The 14,996-nt window shown below is 47.5% G+C and carries 15 protein-coding genes; 5 read left to right on the top strand and 10 right to left on the bottom strand.

Features of this window, described 5'->3' with window-relative positions; translation table 11 throughout:
- The first annotated feature begins 2 nt into the window (after positions 1 to 2).
- Complete coding sequence (gene trxA, locus LZD49_RS01990; protein WP_019943838.1) at positions 3 to 335, top strand: thioredoxin; 333 nt, start codon at positions 3 to 5, stop codon at positions 333 to 335.
- A 430-nt stretch (positions 336 to 765) separates the two neighbouring features.
- On the opposite strand, the gene LZD49_RS01995 is transcribed toward trxA, so the two are convergent.
- From LZD49_RS01995 to LZD49_RS02035, 9 genes are all read right to left on the bottom strand, one after another.
- Entirely contained in the window at positions 766 to 1,458 is a 693-nt protein-coding gene (locus LZD49_RS01995; protein WP_234665637.1) for a hypothetical protein, read from the bottom strand.
- An 80-nt stretch (positions 1,459 to 1,538) separates the two neighbouring features.
- A complete protein-coding gene (locus LZD49_RS02000) occupies positions 1,539 to 2,135 on the bottom strand; it encodes a Crp/Fnr family transcriptional regulator (RefSeq protein ID WP_234665638.1) in 597 nt (198 codons plus the stop codon).
- Positions 2,128 to 3,045, bottom strand: a complete 918-nt coding sequence (locus LZD49_RS02005) for an aldose 1-epimerase family protein (protein WP_234665639.1) — start codon at positions 3,043 to 3,045, stop codon at positions 2,128 to 2,130. Before LZD49_RS02005 ends, LZD49_RS02000 begins: the two co-directional genes overlap by 8 nt.
- Positions 3,012 to 4,223, bottom strand: a complete 1,212-nt coding sequence (locus LZD49_RS02010) for an aspartate aminotransferase family protein (RefSeq protein WP_234665640.1) — start codon at positions 4,221 to 4,223, stop codon at positions 3,012 to 3,014. Before LZD49_RS02010 ends, LZD49_RS02005 begins: the two co-directional genes overlap by 34 nt.
- A gap of 1 nt (position 4,224) precedes the next feature.
- Positions 4,225 to 5,418 (bottom strand): hypothetical protein, encoded by a 1,194-nt coding sequence (locus tag LZD49_RS02015; protein WP_234665641.1) that lies wholly within the window; start codon positions 5,416 to 5,418, stop codon positions 4,225 to 4,227.
- Positions 5,411 to 6,253, bottom strand: coding sequence for a type 1 glutamine amidotransferase (locus tag LZD49_RS02020; RefSeq protein WP_234665642.1), 843 nt, complete (start codon positions 6,251 to 6,253; stop codon positions 5,411 to 5,413). The genes LZD49_RS02015 and LZD49_RS02020 overlap by 8 nt, the downstream gene beginning before the upstream one ends.
- A 121-nt stretch (positions 6,254 to 6,374) precedes the next feature.
- Entirely contained in the window at positions 6,375 to 7,475 is a 1,101-nt protein-coding gene (locus LZD49_RS02025) for a carboxylate-amine ligase (RefSeq protein WP_234665643.1), read from the bottom strand.
- 27 nt (positions 7,476 to 7,502) lie between these two features.
- Positions 7,503 to 8,837, bottom strand: a complete 1,335-nt coding sequence (locus tag LZD49_RS02030; RefSeq protein WP_310590468.1) for a glutathione synthase — start codon at positions 8,835 to 8,837, stop codon at positions 7,503 to 7,505.
- A 27-nt stretch (positions 8,838 to 8,864) separates the two neighbouring features.
- A complete protein-coding gene (locus tag LZD49_RS02035) occupies positions 8,865 to 9,578 on the bottom strand; it encodes an esterase family protein (protein ID WP_234665644.1) in 714 nt (237 codons plus the stop codon).
- Positions 9,579 to 9,709: 131 nt separating this feature from the next.
- On the opposite strand from LZD49_RS02035, the gene LZD49_RS02040 reads away from it, so the two are divergent.
- Positions 9,710 to 10,489, top strand: a complete 780-nt coding sequence (locus LZD49_RS02040) for an esterase family protein (RefSeq protein ID WP_234665645.1) — start codon at positions 9,710 to 9,712, stop codon at positions 10,487 to 10,489.
- Between the two features lie 5 nt (positions 10,490 to 10,494).
- On the opposite strand, the gene LZD49_RS02045 is transcribed toward LZD49_RS02040, so the two are convergent.
- Complete coding sequence (locus LZD49_RS02045) at positions 10,495 to 11,517, bottom strand: acyl-CoA reductase (RefSeq protein WP_234665646.1); 1,023 nt, start codon at positions 11,515 to 11,517, stop codon at positions 10,495 to 10,497.
- Between the two features lie 129 nt (positions 11,518 to 11,646).
- On the opposite strand from LZD49_RS02045, the gene LZD49_RS02050 reads away from it, so the two are divergent.
- From LZD49_RS02050 to LZD49_RS02060, 3 genes are all read left to right on the top strand, one after another.
- Positions 11,647 to 11,994, top strand: coding sequence for a 4Fe-4S binding protein (locus tag LZD49_RS02050; protein WP_234665647.1), 348 nt, complete (start codon positions 11,647 to 11,649; stop codon positions 11,992 to 11,994).
- Positions 11,995 to 12,340: 346 nt separating this feature from the next.
- Positions 12,341 to 13,537, top strand: a complete 1,197-nt coding sequence (locus LZD49_RS02055; RefSeq protein ID WP_409021290.1) for a porin — start codon at positions 12,341 to 12,343, stop codon at positions 13,535 to 13,537.
- A gap of 59 nt (positions 13,538 to 13,596) precedes the next feature.
- On the top strand, positions 13,597 to 14,916 hold the full coding sequence (locus LZD49_RS02060; protein WP_234665648.1) for an ammonium transporter: 1,320 nt from the start codon (positions 13,597 to 13,599) through the stop codon (positions 14,914 to 14,916).
- The last annotated feature ends 80 nt before the right edge of the window (positions 14,917 to 14,996 follow it).

Raw genomic sequence — 14,996 nt, forward strand, 5'->3', positions numbered from 1 at the left:
ACATGGGAAAAGCACTTGAAATTACCGATAGCACCTTCGAAGATCTGATCAAAGGTGATAAACCTGTACTTGTTGACTTCTGGGCAGAATGGTGTGGGCCTTGTAAGATGATCGGTCCGGTTGTCGAGCAGCTTGCAGGAGAGTATGACGGCAAGGCAGTTATCGGTAAAATGGATGTGGATATGAATTCTTCGGTACCTGCAAAATTCGGTATCCGTAGTATCCCTACGCTGATGATTTTCAAAGGCGGCCAACTGGTAGATAAAGTAGTGGGCGTTGTTCCCAAAACAACCCTGGAAGATAAATTGAATGCCCAGATCGAAGCGACCGTTTGATAATTGCTGATTTGTGAAAGACTTATAAGCCCCGGTTTCGGGGCTTTTTTGTTTGTATACTGTTTTGTTAATGGTATATAATGCCCGACTGACTGGAATTCATGAAAAACAACTCAATCACTACGCATCCGGCCTCAAAAAGCCACGTCCTGCGCAGGTGAAAAAGATAGAGAATGCATTACACAGATTGGGTGGAGAACTGCTTGCTATTGAATTGTAATGGATTAGGTTGTTAGGAGTATTGTCGTTGGTCATGGTATTTGTTGTACATGCCTAAGGCATTTCCGAACATTCTGGTGTGACTTGTTGCTACCGATATTACATGCCTAGCGGCATTTGAATAAGCGGAAACTTGGATTTGGGGCTTAGACAATTCCGCGCTAAGTCGCGTAGCGACGTAAGATTAGTAGTGAATCGAAAAGCAACCCATTTACCGTAAATCCCGTACGGATGTAACATTACCGTCAACTAATTTCAAAATTGCTGCAACATGCGCAAACATTACTGCCGGCACCACGAAAGCCGGCAGTAGCACAAATGGTGCTTTTAGCAAAGCAACATTGGGCTGGTCGAATGCGAATTGCTGGAATGGGAGCGGGGCTGAGAGGATGGCGCGAATAACAATGTTTAACAGCAAACCGAGACATGCGAAATTCCAGAGCAGCAATGCTTTGTTGCCGAGAATACCCTTGCGATAACCCCACCAGACAAGCGGCGCGGTGATGCCGGACAGAATGTCGGGATTGCTTCCTTCGAAAGTCATTAATTTCGGCACCTCGCCTGTCAGAAAAAGGCCCAGCAGTACAAGCTCCACAGCTATTCGGACCATATGGAGCAACGTAAGGTGTTTCAGAGACGTGTTTTCAAGTAAATACTTGTGTTTAAAAATTGTAATGAATGCGATTAAAAGTAACGGCGGCCCGATTGTCAATAAAAAATGCGGCGGCATGGTCCTGGTGTCCAGGTAAAAGCCTTTAATGCCAACCAGGAGTTGAGCAGGTATCCAGATTAATGCCACAAACCACATGAATTTTGCACCTTTCAGGGCTTTGTACAGGATTATCCAAGTTGCGACAACTGTTAAAAGAAAAAGTGAGGAGAGAAGTAATTGATTGGTTTCCATGTCGATTGATTTATTTAATGCAAATAAAATCAATCGTTTTGCGAAGAATCTTGCCAAATGGCAACTAATGGCACACGCTGCTATTTCCCCGAAATTTCTTTCCTGATTCGGCTCAGCGAAGTATCCGTAATGCCCAAAAAAGATGCGACGGTGCGTAAAGGCGCGTGGTAAAAAATGTCCGGACTGGTTTGGAGCAGTTGGAGATAGCGTGCTTCGGCAGTCTCAGTAATCGTTGATAGCATCCGGGATTTAAGATTGGAAAAACCTCGGACCAAAATACTTCTTCCGAACTCACGGAATTCAGGCAATGCGTGAAAAAGCTCGTTGAGGGTGGCATAAGTAATCGCGAGACCAGCGCCGGGCGTGAGCACCTGGATGTTCTCGCGGGATGGGATGCGATGAAAGAAAGACGATACTTCAAAAACGACCTGTTTTTGACCGTAAAAGCCAGTTGTAATGTCGTTACCGTCCGGATCCATAGCAAAGGAGCGCATGAAACCATCGGTAACGAAAAGGTATTCATTTGATACCGAGCCTTCTTTAAGCAAAAAGTCTCCTTTGTTCAACTGCACATGGTAAAACCGCTCAGCGATTGCCGATGCCGTTTTGACCGGCATTGGAGAGGCTTCGATAATAAAATCAACCAGCAGCAAACGTTCGGCCGCCAGGCTATTCATAAATCTCAATAGTAAAGCTGGCGGTAAAGACGCCTCCCGCTTCCAGTTTCAATATACCTTCTTTCGTCTCAAAATTCTGATCAGAATCGGCGTTATCGGCGATGCCGAGCCAGGGCTCGATGCAGACGAAATGGCCGCCCGGCTTTGCCCAGACACCGAGGTAGGGGAAATCATTGTAATGAACGGTGATTACCTGCCCTGATTTGGTGCTTCTGAGACTAACTTGTTTGGATATTAAATGCTTGAAAATCAATGCGTCATTATCAAACAAATGGCTGTTCAAATGCAGCACATTGGTGTGCTCCAGAACCGGTTTGGTTGTGTTTCCTACCAAACCGTTCTTTTCAAGTATCCAGGTCGAGTCGTTTTCGATGGCTTCAAATTCGAGATAGTAATCTTCATAAACCTCGCCTTCGTGCAGCGGGCATTTGAACGCAGGGTGGCCGCCAAGAGAGAAAAGCATTTCCACGCTGCCATGGTTGATTACTTTATGATCGACAATTATCCTTTTACCATCGAGCCTATATGTGATCTGAAACTCGAATTCAAAAGGATAAATCGCTAACGTTTCTTGGCTGTATATTAATGTAAATGTAAGACTGTCAGGGGTTTGAGTTGTAAGCTTTACATTCGCATTATTCCGCACGATTCCGTGACGGGGCACAGCATATTCCTGCCCGTTGTATTTGACAAAACCATTCTTGATCGCGCCAATCACAGGAAAAAGTACCGGCGCATGGCTGGCCCAAACATTTGGGTCAGCATTCCAAAGGAAATCGGCACCTGTTAGGGTGGATCGGATCTGGCAAAGTTCAGCACCGGTTTCCTGCACGGAAATTTTCAGGTGGTCATTTTGAATGGAATAGTTCATATCGATCAGGAATTCAGGACTTTTAGAATAATTGAGCAAGCCTCGCGGATTTGCTCTTCTGCAATAGTCAATGGAGGTGCAATGCGCATGGAGTTGTCGCAGAACAGGAACCAGTCGGTCACGACGCCCTGTGCAATGCACCGGTCGATGGTATCTTTTAGTTTATCAAAGGATTCCATTTCCGCCGCAAGCATAAGGCCTTTTCCCCGGATTTCCCGGATTTTCGGGTGAATTAATAGCGATCTAAACAAGTCGCCTTTGCCGATAGCTGCCTCGGAAAGGTTTTCATCGATGGTTACACGAAGGGCAGCCAACGAAGCCGCACAGCTCACGGGATGCCCGCCAAAAGTGGTAATATGTCCCAGTATCGGATTGGTTTTCAGTACTTTCATAATCTGTTGTGAAGCCATGAAAGCACCGATCGGCATGCCCCCGCCCATTCCCTTGGCGCTGAGCAGGATGTCGGGGTAAATGCCATATTGTTCGAAAGCCCAGAAGCTCCCCGTGCGGCCAAAGCCAGTCTGGATCTCATCCAGGATCAGCAACGTGCCAGTTTCCGAGCATTTTTCCCGCAAGGCGGCAAGGTACCCCACCTCAGGGACGCGTACGCCGGATTCACCGCCAATGACTTCAATAATAACAGCGGCAGTTTGCTCAGAAATCTTATCCAGATCAGCCAGATAACCGTGTTGAATATGTTTTATGCCGGGTAAGAGCGGACGAAAATTTCGTTTAAAAAATTCAGCCCCGGCGAGACTCAATGCGCCCTGCGTGGCTCCGTGATAGGCGTTGTAGCAGGAAATAAACTCCTTTCGTTTGGTGAACCGTTTGGCCAGTTTCATCGCACCCTCTACCGCCTCGGTACCCGAATTGGTGAAATACACATTATCGATCAGCCCGAATGGGGAAGGGTGAGGCATTTCGATATCCAATGTGTCGGTCAAGGCTTTCGCAAGTTGCACCTGGCTGCTTTGTACGTATTCGCCGTACACAAGCAGGTGCATGTGCTTATCGAGTTGCGCGTGGATGGCCGCGAGTACCTGCGGGTGCCGATGGCCGACGTTGCTGACGCCAATGCCGGAAATCAGGTCCATGTACGATTTGCCGTCAGGCCCGTACATATAAATGCCCTCGGCTTTTTCAATTTCAAGGGCAAGAGGAAAATCGGAAGTCTGCGCCAGGTTGTCGAAAAAGTGCTGGCGATGTGAGATATGCATTCTAATGTTCAAAAAAACTGGCACTACCGCCTACCCAGGTGAAATCCTTGTTATACCGGACGCCGATCATTTCGCCCCGGCTCAATCGGCTCAGGCTGATCAACAACTCCGGTTTTTCGGCATTGTCCGGCCAGCCGTACATCATGCGGATTTCGCATTTCACCAGCCCGTCGGGTGCCTGGATCACAGGTTCGTAGACGACTTTTCGCTGCAAGATATAATTTTCCGGGTCGCCAATAGCCTCCAGATCCGGTTTTGTAAGATGTAATTGCACGCCGGAGCCCGCAAAGGAGAACAGGGGTTTTAATACAAAATTTTCAAGATCAGCGGGAAAGATGCCATTGTATTCGCTCAAAAAATGTGTTTCCGGCACGAATTCCCCCTTCAGAAAAGGCATAGCAAACTTACTGATCCTGAAAAACCAGTTGGGATGGCCTACCCATTGTACATCAACTTCATCGGTGAAATGATAGCTGGTTTGCAGGTCGGGATAGGTGAAAAGATCGTCGAAGATAAGGCGGTTGTAAATCCGCTTGACCTGGATTTTTCGACCGTCTTTTTCATAAAAAAGCTGACGGCCTTCACGGATAAGCTTGGTATAGCAAACCGGTTCTATGCCCAGCATTTGCCCGGTTACAGCAAAATCGATCCGCGTTTTTTGCTTTTCCGGGAAAATTTCAAGAAGAATTACATTTTCCGGCAGCTCATCGCCAAGGATCAGCGCTTTCAATTTAGCTACATATTCATTGTAAAAACTGGCACCAAACAGGTAACCGAAGTTTTGAGGAACATTAAAAAACTTCTTGAAAGACTCGGATAGAAAAGCCTGATAGCCGAATATTGATGGAAATCCCTGTAATTCTATGAGCTGGGGTACCAGCTCGCCATTTGTATTCCGGCAAATAGCATAATCGATAGCCAGGAACGAGGTGTGTGCATTTTCCCCGGGTACGTGCTGGTTGGAAGGGACGGCGCGGTCTGTTTTCTTTCGAAAATCGGGTGATAGCAGCGTAGCGATAATTTCATCGGATGCCTGCCTGATCTTCTCTGTCAGTTCCCTCGGCACAAAGACAGGCGTTTCTGCAACCCTGAAATCCAGCTGACCGGGAAACGCCGAATTCAGTGAATCGACAAACTCATTATATCCATTCTCGGTAAAAGAGTTGTTGAACGCTTCCCTCGCTTGCTTATGCATAGGCTGGCTGGAAACTTTTGTTGAATGCGTTTTTCAAAAATGTCGGAATAATGACGGCTTCGGTCATCGAAATTTTGTCGGGATCGTTCAAATGTGCGATCATGTCGTTGTATTTCTGCTCTCCATGCGCTTTGATGATCGCTTCCTTTTTGTCTTCATTTAGGAAATAGCGTAGCATTCCTTCCGCATCGGCTTCCGGGTGAAACTGGGTACCTACAATCTCATTCGAAAAGCGAATAGCCATCACAGCGCGTTCCAATGGTACGTGCGGTCGCATTTTTTCAAGACAAAGCAGTTTTGCCCCCAGATTGTCAAATGCGAACTGATTCGGCATTGTAAGCTGGAAGTCCCGCGAATCGACGATCCAGAATGGGTCGTGCAATGCATTCAGCAGTGGATCTTTACGACCTGACGAAGTTATATGAACCGGAAACGTTCCAAATGAAGTTTTTCGCCTTTTACTTACGGCCGCCAGCTCCCAGTGAATGCAAGCCATTTGAAAAGAATGGCAAATCAGGAACAAATGCTTTTTAACACGATTCTGCCGTTTCGAGTTGTAAGCCAACATTTTATCAAGAAAACCAAAGAATTTCTTTTCCCACGCCTCTCCAGCCGGTGCGGGATTGCCCGGTCCGCCTGTGGAAATATAAGCGTCGAAATCCATTCCCGGAACTTCGAGCCTTTGTCTCACATCAAAAACAGTAAATTCGACGGGCACATGCTCGTGCTCTCCGAATGCGGTGATGATCTTTTTAATGCATCGCATTCCTTCGTTTGGATGTCCGTCGTACATATCAAGGATCGCGATCCGGAAATGCTTTTCATTGGTCGTCATTTCAGCGGGTGGCCGACCCGTGTCAGTGGATCAGCCGTTTAAGTTATAAGTTGGGTAATCCATTTTTAACAATTGTCTTCCTGATTAGTTCGGATTTTACGCTGGAAGTGTAATTTAGTTCTCAGCCAATCCCAATTTTGGTCTCAGAAACGATATAATCTACTACCGCATTCAAACTACCTGTTTGCTCGAAAACGGCCAACTGGCGGTCTGCACCGGTACCCATTTCGAGGATCTGATGAATGTAATCGATCTCGTGGCGGCTACCCAGGCCGTCTACTACATCGTCGATAAATTCGAGGAGCTCGTGGATCAGGATTTTGTACTCCACCTCTTCCTGCTTTCCGAAGTCAATTAGCTTGCTGCTAATTCCGTATCTGGCCGCGCGCCATTTGTTTTCGTTGATGAGCATCCGGTGATAGGGCCGGAAGCTCAGGTTTTGGCTGTGCAGCTTGTGGATCTTCGCGACGAGTGCTTGCATGATCGCAGCCAGGCATATGGTCTCGTCTGTACGCATGGGCACGTCGCACATACGGAACTCGATCGTATTGAAGAACGGGTGAACGCGAATGTCCCACCAGATTTTCTTGCCATTGTCGATGCAATTCGTCTTGACCAGCAGCTCCACGTACTCATCATACTCTGCCGCGCTCGAAAAGAAATCGGGGATGCCGGTTCTGGGAAATTTATCAAAAACCTTAGAGCGGTAAGATTTGAAGCCAGTGTTCCGCCCGCACCAGAACGGGGAGTTAGTTGATAATGCGTAAATGTGCGGCAGAAAATACCTCACCGCATTCATGATCTGGATTCCCTCGTTCCGGCTCTCGATGCCAACGTGCACGTGCAACCCGAAAATGAGGTTGCCACGAGCCACATCCCTCATTTCATCTATAATCTGGTCGTAGCGTGGGTCGGCCGTGATGAGCTGGTCTACCCAGTCGGCAAACGGGTGCGTGCCTGCGGCAGCCACGTGCAGGTCTTGTTTCTCGGCCAGGTCAAGGATCATTTTGCGCAGGTAGGTCACTTCTTCCCGTGCCTCCTGGATATTGTGGCAGATATTGGTACCTACTTCCACGACTGCCTGGTGCATTTCCGCCTTCACACGTTCCTTCAATGTGATTTTTCCATCTTCAACCAGCTTCGACATATGCGACCGCAGGTTTCGCGTAATGGGGTCGATGGTCTGAAACTCTTCTTCAATTCCCAGGGTGAATGTTGCCATAATGCAAAGGCGGCTGATTTTAGTTTGTCAGGATTTTTTCAGTTTGGAGTTTTTCGCGGGTGCTTTGGTGGCGGCCGCTTTGGTGGTCGGTATTTTGGGTTCCGCTTCGGCGATTGGACCTTTAACAATAGCACCCAGGGATTTGGCGGGCTTTTTCGGCGCTGCGGTTTTTACTTTTACTTCTGTGGCTGACGGGGTAGATGGTGTATTTTTAACCTCTGTGATAGACGGAGTAGCTTCTGCGGCCTCGACCGGTTTTGCGGCGGGCTTTGTTGCCTTTGTAGGTGTCGTCGCGTTTGTAACTGGTTTCGCCGCCGGAGTTGCGACTTTGGCCGACTTAGCTGGTGCTTTTGGTTTCACAGGCTCGGTATCTGCCGGCGTTGTGACTTCGGCTATTGCCGGGGTTGGAACACTACTCACAGCTTGGTTTATAAATGTACCCCAGGTAAGATTAATCTGTCCGGGAGCCTGCTTTTTTGCCCTTTCGATGGCCATGTTCGCGGCTGCTTCTACCACCCATTCAAAATTATCGCGCCCTACCGAGTAGATATCTGCATCCGGCGCAGGGTTGCAGAAATCGATCGCATAGGGAATGCCGTCGCGCACTGCGAATTCGACGGTGTTAAAGTCGTAACCCAATGCAATATTGAGTTTCAATGTATAATCTTTGATCGTTTCAAGCAGCTTCTCGCGCTCTTCGCCTTGTGCTTTCAAATCGGCAGCGTAGCGTAAATGGTGCGGGTTGCGCGGTTCGTAAGGCATTACCAGCACGTCTTTCTGCCCAATGCAATAGCAGCGCACATAATCGTCAAACACGATTTCCTCCTGCAACATCATCACCAGTTGGCCTGTTTCCTCATGTTTCATCCACATATCCTGCGGGTTCACCACGCGGTAGACGCTCTTCCAGCCGCCACCATCATGCGGTTTCATGTAAGCCGGAAAGCCCACATACTGAAATATCTCTTCCCACGCCATCGGAAATGCAAGGTTTCGGAACGACGTTTCGGAAGTGTTTTCTGGCCGTTGTTTGGATGGAAGCAATACCGTTTTTGGTACAGGTATGCCAATTTTCTCTGCCAGCGCATTGTTAAAGAACTTCTCATCTGCGCTCCACCAGAACGGGTTGTTGATCACCGCCGTGCCCGCAATCGCAGCGTTTTTGAGATAGGAACGGTAGAATGGTACATCCTGCGAGATGCGGTCGATAATCACGGCATATTCATTAGGTGCGGCTTGTATGACCTTATCGATGGTAACGGCTTCCGCCACAATGCCGTCCTCACTCTTACTATTGACTCTTTCGATAAACGCGTTCGGGAAGGTATTTTCCATTCCGAACAGGATTCCAATCTTTTTCATATCAAGGTTTTTGAGTTGTGTTTTTGATTACTGCAAAACAAGGCGTGAGAGATAGTCGGGAAACATCTTGTTCCAGAGAGGCCAGTCGTGCTTCTCCCAGCCGCGGATATCCAGCCAGTGTTCGATGCCATTGTTGTTGAGGACGGACGACATCCGGATATTGCTATCGAGGCAAATGTCCCAGTCGGACGTGCCGAGAACGATCTTCATATGGCCGAAGCGCCAGCCCTGTTCGTTAGGCATAAAATCGACGGGATTGTTGAAATACACGGCGTCGTCATAGTAGCCGTCCAAAAAGCCACGGATATCGAATGCGCCACTCATGCTGACCAGATAGGCGACCAAATCGGGGTGGCGGAAGGCGAAATTGGCGGCATGAAACCCGCCGAAACTGCAACCCGCGACGCCGATTTTACCTACATTACATTGCGTTTTAATGTAGGGAACGAGCTCGTTTTTGAGGAATTTATCATACTGTATGTGGTTTAGCACCCGGTGTTCCGGGTTGAGGTGCTTGCCGTACCAGGAATCGGCATCGATGCTGTCGACACAGTAAATCTTGTATTTGCCCGACTCCACAAGCCACCGCACCGACTCGATCAATCCCATGTCTTTGGCCTGGTAATATCTGCCAAGCGTTGTCGGAAAAAGCAAAATAGGGTAGCCCCAATTGCCGAAAACGAGCATCTCCACGTCTTTGCCGAGATGATGAGAATAGTATTTAATGTGCTTCTCTTCCAAACAAAGACGGGTTATAGATGATAATTGAAATATACAAAACAAATCATAGCATGCAAATTATTACCTTTCGGGTTTAACATCCATCCGAAGTCGCGCTTTGCATTGAGTTCAGCCGCTTCTCTCAAAAAATAATGCCCGAAAATATAGTTCTGCGTTCCACTTACCTTGAAAGGGAAGTAGCTGTTTCCGTATTACTGCCGATCGGTTTCGAAAGGTCCGCGACTTATCCGTTGGTTCTCTTCAACGATGGACAGGATTTCCAAGATTTACGAATGGAAGGAGCTGCGGAAGCATTGCAATTGGAGAAAAAAATGATCCCGTGCGTGATAGCAGGTATTCATGCGAATGGTGCCCGCGTGCAAGAGTACGGTATTGCGCACCAGCCCGACTACGCAGGCCGGGGTGACAAAGCCGGTCTAACCACATCTTTTGTATTATATGAACTCATCCCGCATTTGGCCGAAAAATATAATACTGCCACAACAGGCATTACCTATGCCGGCTGCTCGTTGGGCGGGTTAATGGCGCTGGACGCGGTCTGGAACCATCCCGAGGTGTTTGCTACCGCAGGTGTGTTCTCGGGCTCGCTTTGGTGGCGGCAGAAAGCGCTGGATGAAGGTTATTCCGAAACGGACCGCATTATGCACCGGCACATCCGCGAAACGCAAAGGCGGTCTGATCTGAGGTTCTGGTTTCAGTGCGGCACCTGGGACGAGTACGACGACCGTGATGACGACGGGGTGATCGATTCGATTCAGGATACGCTTGAATGCATAGCCGAACTCGAAAGGAAAAGTTATCGGTGGGGACGGGATATCCGATATGTGGAGGTAAAAGAAGGGATGCACAACCCTGAAACGTGGGCAAAAGCCCTTCCTGACTTCCTAGAATGGGCGTCAGGAAGGCGATAGCAAAACTACAATTCTGACAAAAAGGCCATTGTGTCTACCGAATCGGCATAATCGCTCAATGCTGGTAGCTGGGCAACACCAAAAGGGATAATACCCGGAATGCCGGTCGATTCGCTGCCGACTATGCATTGAATTTTTTCCTCCGATTCCGAAAGCACCTGCTGCGCCTCTTTCAGCGAGTTGTATGTTTCGTAATGCAATACACTGATCGCCGACACCAAAGTAGGGCTTTCGGTAATCAGCAGGAAGTTATTATCGAAATGCGGGACCCTGTTTACGAGGAATATCGACTTGTTGTATTCGTAATTGTTAAAATACTTGTGGTGATTGATGTAGTCCGGCGCCATATCCTCAATCGCTTCGTAAAACTTGGTAAAATCATATCCTGCGGGAACCATAAGTTTGGAAACATTCCGGCAGCCAAGGCCAAAGTATTGTAGTATATCGCTACCCAGTGCCTTCAATTCTTCGGTAGTTTCGGCGCCCGTCAGCACGGCGACCGATGTCCGGTTCTTACGAATAATATGCGGTTTCTTGGCAAAATAGTAATGGAAGTAACGGGCGGTGTTGTCGCTTCCGGTAGCAATGTAGGCGTCGGAATCGTTAAGGCGCTCCACAAAACGGATGGAATCGGCAAGCTCAGGTTCGATTTCGATCAGTTTATCCAACATCGCATGGATCAGCACCTGGTCGTCCGAGCTGGGTTTGGCCATCAGTGTGTGGCCGCTGATGAGGACACACAACGCATCATGAAAGCCTACCGCGGGGATGTTGCCTGCCATTACTACGCCCACTTTCTGCGGATTGGTGGGTTCAGGGTACTTTCCAGTCCATTTTTCGAGCTCGGCGGCGTCGAGGTACCTTGTCGCGATCGCATGCAGGGAGCGGGACACATTGGCGGGGATAAACCAGTTGTTTTTACTTTTCGCTCCCGCAACCCATTCTTCTATGACCGTTTCGTTCTGTTTTTCATTGATGAACTGGCCTAATCTGGCGAACGCATTTATCCTCCGAATTCTTGATATCATTCTACTCTGACTCTAAAAAGTTTAATGGCAAGTGCCGTTTTTATTTTTCTGATTGTCGGGAAACTATAAATAGTTATATTTGTTACCTTAAACAGAAGAATAGCAACAAATATAAACAATCCGGCGACTATGGCTATAATGATAACCGATGAATGCATAAATTGTGGGGCGTGTGAGCCAGAATGCCCAAATACAGCAATTTATGAAGGAGGTGTAGAATGGACTTGGGGAGATGGTACGAATTTAGATGAGGTTGACTTTGGCGATGGCACTATCGTGAGCGGCAAAGAAAAGCAGTCGCCCGTATCCGATGAATTTTATTATATAGTAACCGACAAATGTACAGAGTGCGTTGGCTTTCATGAAGAGCCACAATGCGCTGCCGTTTGTCCCGTAGATTGCTGTATTCCCGACCCGGACAACGAAGAGGAAGAAGAAACTTTGCTTGCTAAAAAAGCATGGATGCATGGTGAGTAAGACCTACTGATCATAAAAAATACGAAGCCCGCTACACAGCGGGCTTTTTTTGTGCCTTTACTATTCTGGAAATGTCATTATAATAATAAAATTTCTTAATAATTACAATCACTTGTTTTAGAGAAAATTTTGTTTTCTTATCAATGTGCAGAATATTCGTTTTTTCTAAAAAAATGTGTTTTTCGTGATTTTGTGTTTCTAAAACGATAAAAAACATGATAAAAATTAGAAAATTGGATTTTTTGATATAAATTTCACTTAGATTATTTGATAAATATAATTTAAGTACAATATTTGATCCAGTAATGTAGCCGGAGAGTAATATTAACTTAAACAGAATATAATTATGAAAAAAGTCTATTGCACAGTATTATCTTTGATGGTTCCTTTTTTGGGTTTTGCGAAGTCGGAAGAAGATAAAAAGGCGGTGAAGGCCGATACTGCGGTGGTAACGGAAGCCAAGGACGAGGAGGAAGCCAAAGGAGCATTCGCTTTCTCCGGCTATCTGGATTCCTATTACATGGCTAATTTCAACAAACCCGTATCCCGCTCAAACATGGGTGCGAGCAACGCACGTGTATTCGATCAGAAATCGGGTCAGTTCTCGCTCGGTCTGGTTCAGACGAAGGTTGCCTACACCAATGCGAAATCGGAAGCGGTAGTCGACCTGACTTTCGGTCCTAACGCCAACTTAGGTAACTACGGTAACGCACTGTTCAGCACTGCGCTGGCCATCAAGCAAGCATACTTTACATACAAATTTACCGACAAGTTCTCGATGACGGCGGGACAGTTCGGTACGCACATCGGGTACGAAGTGATCGACGCACCGGCCAACTTCAACTACTCGCTTTCAAACCTGTTCAACAACGGTCCATTCTACCACACCGGTTTGAAAGCCACCTACGCATTCTCTGACAAGGCATCGTTGATGGTGGGTGTTGTAAACAATGTGGATGGTTTGGGAGACAACAACCGCGCGAAAGGCATCATCAGCCAATTGTACTTCAAGCCGGTTGAAAACTGGAACGTTTATGTGAACTACATCGGAAGCAATGAGGCAAATACCGATTCATTGGGCAAACAGCCGGATGGTTTCTACCAGGTATTCGACCTTACGACCAGCTTCCAGATAACTGAGAAATTCCTCCTGGGTCTGAACGCCGCGTACGGATCGCAAAAAGGAGATTATCAGGGAGCAGGTGGTCCGGTTGACTCTGAGTCATGGGGTGGCTTCGCAGTATATGCCAACACAGCCATCACAGATAACTTCGGAATCGGAGCCCGTTACGAATATTTCAATAATGATAAAGGTGTACGCGGTTTGCTGACTCCTGCTGGAACAGGTACAAAAGTTAACTCGGTAACATTGACCGGTAACATCAGCCTGGCCGACGGACACATTCTCGTAAAACCGGAGTTCCGTCTGGACGCATATCCTAAGCAAAGCGGCGGCGAAGCGCAGCAGTTCCAGGATTCAGATGGAGAGTGGACCAAAAACAGCCAAACTACTTTCGGACTCGCATTTATTTACAAATTTTAACAGTCATCGCATTTCACACGAATACCTTCTTAATCTAATAAAAACAATAATTTACAACAATGGAAAAACGTAATTTTATCCCACTGATTATTCTCCTGGTAATCAGCATCCTCGGTGCCTTCGTCCCCAATGTTCCGACACAGATCGTGACGGAGGGCATCAATTCGGGCGACACGGCGTGGATGCTCGTATCTGCCGCGCTGGTATTGCTCATGACCCCGGGTCTGGCTTACTTCTACGGGGGAATGGTTAACACCAAAAACGTCATTTCCACAATGCTCCAGAGCTTTATCGCAATGGGTGTAATCAGTGTGGTATGGATAGTTTTCGGTTTCAGCCTTGCATTTGGTGAAGACATGGGTGGTTTCGTTGGAAACCCCATGACGCACTTCATGTTCAAAGGTGTATTGGATGGCCCGGTTTGGGGTACTATTCCTTTCGCCTTGTTCGCAATGTTCCAATTGAAGTTTGCGGTGATCACTCCTGCGCTTGTAACTGGCTCGATGGCTGAGCGAATCAACTTCCGTTCTTACGTTCTTTTCATTATTCTGTTCTGCGTGTTCATCTATTCTCCGCTTGCCCACATGACATGGCATGCAGACGGTCTGCTTTTCAAAATGGGTGTTCTTGACTTCGCTGGTGGAACTGTGGTTCACATGTCTGCTGGTTGGGCTGCTTTGGCTGGTGCACTTTATCTGAAACGTCGCAAGTCGCTCCTCGAAGATCACGTACTTCCTCCTGCTAACATTCCATTTGTATTGTTAGGAACTGGTTTGCTGTGGTTCGGATGGTTCGGTTTCAACGCCGGTTCTGCTCTGACAGCTTCTCCATTGGCGGTTTCAGCTTTCGCTACTACCAACACTGCCGCTGGTGCTGCTGGTCTTGCATGGGTTCTTTTCGATGCTGCGAAAGGCAAAAAAGTATCTGCACTTGGTTTCTGTATCGGTGCGGTTGTAGGTCTGGTTGCTATTACGCCGGCTGCTGGTTTCGTAACTGTTCCTGCTTCTCTGTTCATCGGTACTGTGGCTGCGATCATCTCTAACTATGTAGCTCACCTGCGTACACGTTCTACTTTGGACGATACATTGGATGTATTTCCTTGCCACGGTGTAGGTGGTATGGTAGGTATGCTGATGACCGGTATCTTCGCAACGAGCGGTGTTAACTCATTGGTAGTAGACCAAGGTCTGGCATTCGGAGAAACCAAGTTGTTCATCAATCACGTGATCGCCCTGGTAGGTGTATCAGTATTCGCATTCGGTGGTTCATTCCTGTTGCTGAAACTGGTTGACCTCGTATTGCCACTCCGCGTATCTGAATCTGACGAAAAAACAGGTCTGGATATCAGCCAGCACGACGAATTCCTTGTAGAAGCTTAATCTAAACTATAAGAGTAAAAAGGGAAAGCCCGGCCAATTTGGTCGGGCTTTCTTTGTTATTCCTTTTCTTGATTCCTTTC

Source organism: Dyadobacter sp. CY261 (assembly GCF_021440085.1).
Classification (GTDB): domain Bacteria; phylum Bacteroidota; class Bacteroidia; order Cytophagales; family Spirosomataceae; genus Dyadobacter.

Excerpts from the sequence above, each read along its gene's own strand:
- LZD49_RS02000 (WP_234665638.1), bottom strand. The coding sequence starts at position 2,135 with ATGAATAGCCTGGCGGCCGAACGTTTGCTGCTGGTTGATTTTATTATC.
- LZD49_RS02055 (WP_409021290.1), top strand. The coding sequence starts at position 12,341 with ATGAAAAAAGTCTATTGCACAGTATTATCTTTGATGGTTCCTTTTTTG.
- LZD49_RS02025 (WP_234665643.1), bottom strand. The coding sequence starts at position 7,475 with ATGGCAACATTCACCCTGGGAATTGAAGAAGAGTTTCAGACCATCGAC.
- LZD49_RS02015 (WP_234665641.1), bottom strand. The coding sequence starts at position 5,418 with ATGCATAAGCAAGCGAGGGAAGCGTTCAACAACTCTTTTACCGAGAAT.
- LZD49_RS02045 (WP_234665646.1), bottom strand. The coding sequence starts at position 11,517 with ATGATATCAAGAATTCGGAGGATAAATGCGTTCGCCAGATTAGGCCAG.
- LZD49_RS02060 (WP_234665648.1), top strand. The coding sequence starts at position 13,597 with ATGGAAAAACGTAATTTTATCCCACTGATTATTCTCCTGGTAATCAGC.
- LZD49_RS01995 (WP_234665637.1), bottom strand. The coding sequence starts at position 1,458 with ATGGAAACCAATCAATTACTTCTCTCCTCACTTTTTCTTTTAACAGTT.
- trxA (WP_019943838.1), top strand. The coding sequence starts at position 3 with ATGGGAAAAGCACTTGAAATTACCGATAGCACCTTCGAAGATCTGATC.
- LZD49_RS02030 (WP_310590468.1), bottom strand. The coding sequence starts at position 8,837 with ATGAAAAAGATTGGAATCCTGTTCGGAATGGAAAATACCTTCCCGAAC.
- LZD49_RS02050 (WP_234665647.1), top strand. The coding sequence starts at position 11,647 with ATGGCTATAATGATAACCGATGAATGCATAAATTGTGGGGCGTGTGAG.
- LZD49_RS02010 (WP_234665640.1), bottom strand. The coding sequence starts at position 4,223 with ATGCATATCTCACATCGCCAGCACTTTTTCGACAACCTGGCGCAGACT.
- LZD49_RS02040 (WP_234665645.1), top strand. The coding sequence starts at position 9,710 with ATGCCCGAAAATATAGTTCTGCGTTCCACTTACCTTGAAAGGGAAGTA.
- LZD49_RS02020 (WP_234665642.1), bottom strand. The coding sequence starts at position 6,253 with ATGACGACCAATGAAAAGCATTTCCGGATCGCGATCCTTGATATGTAC.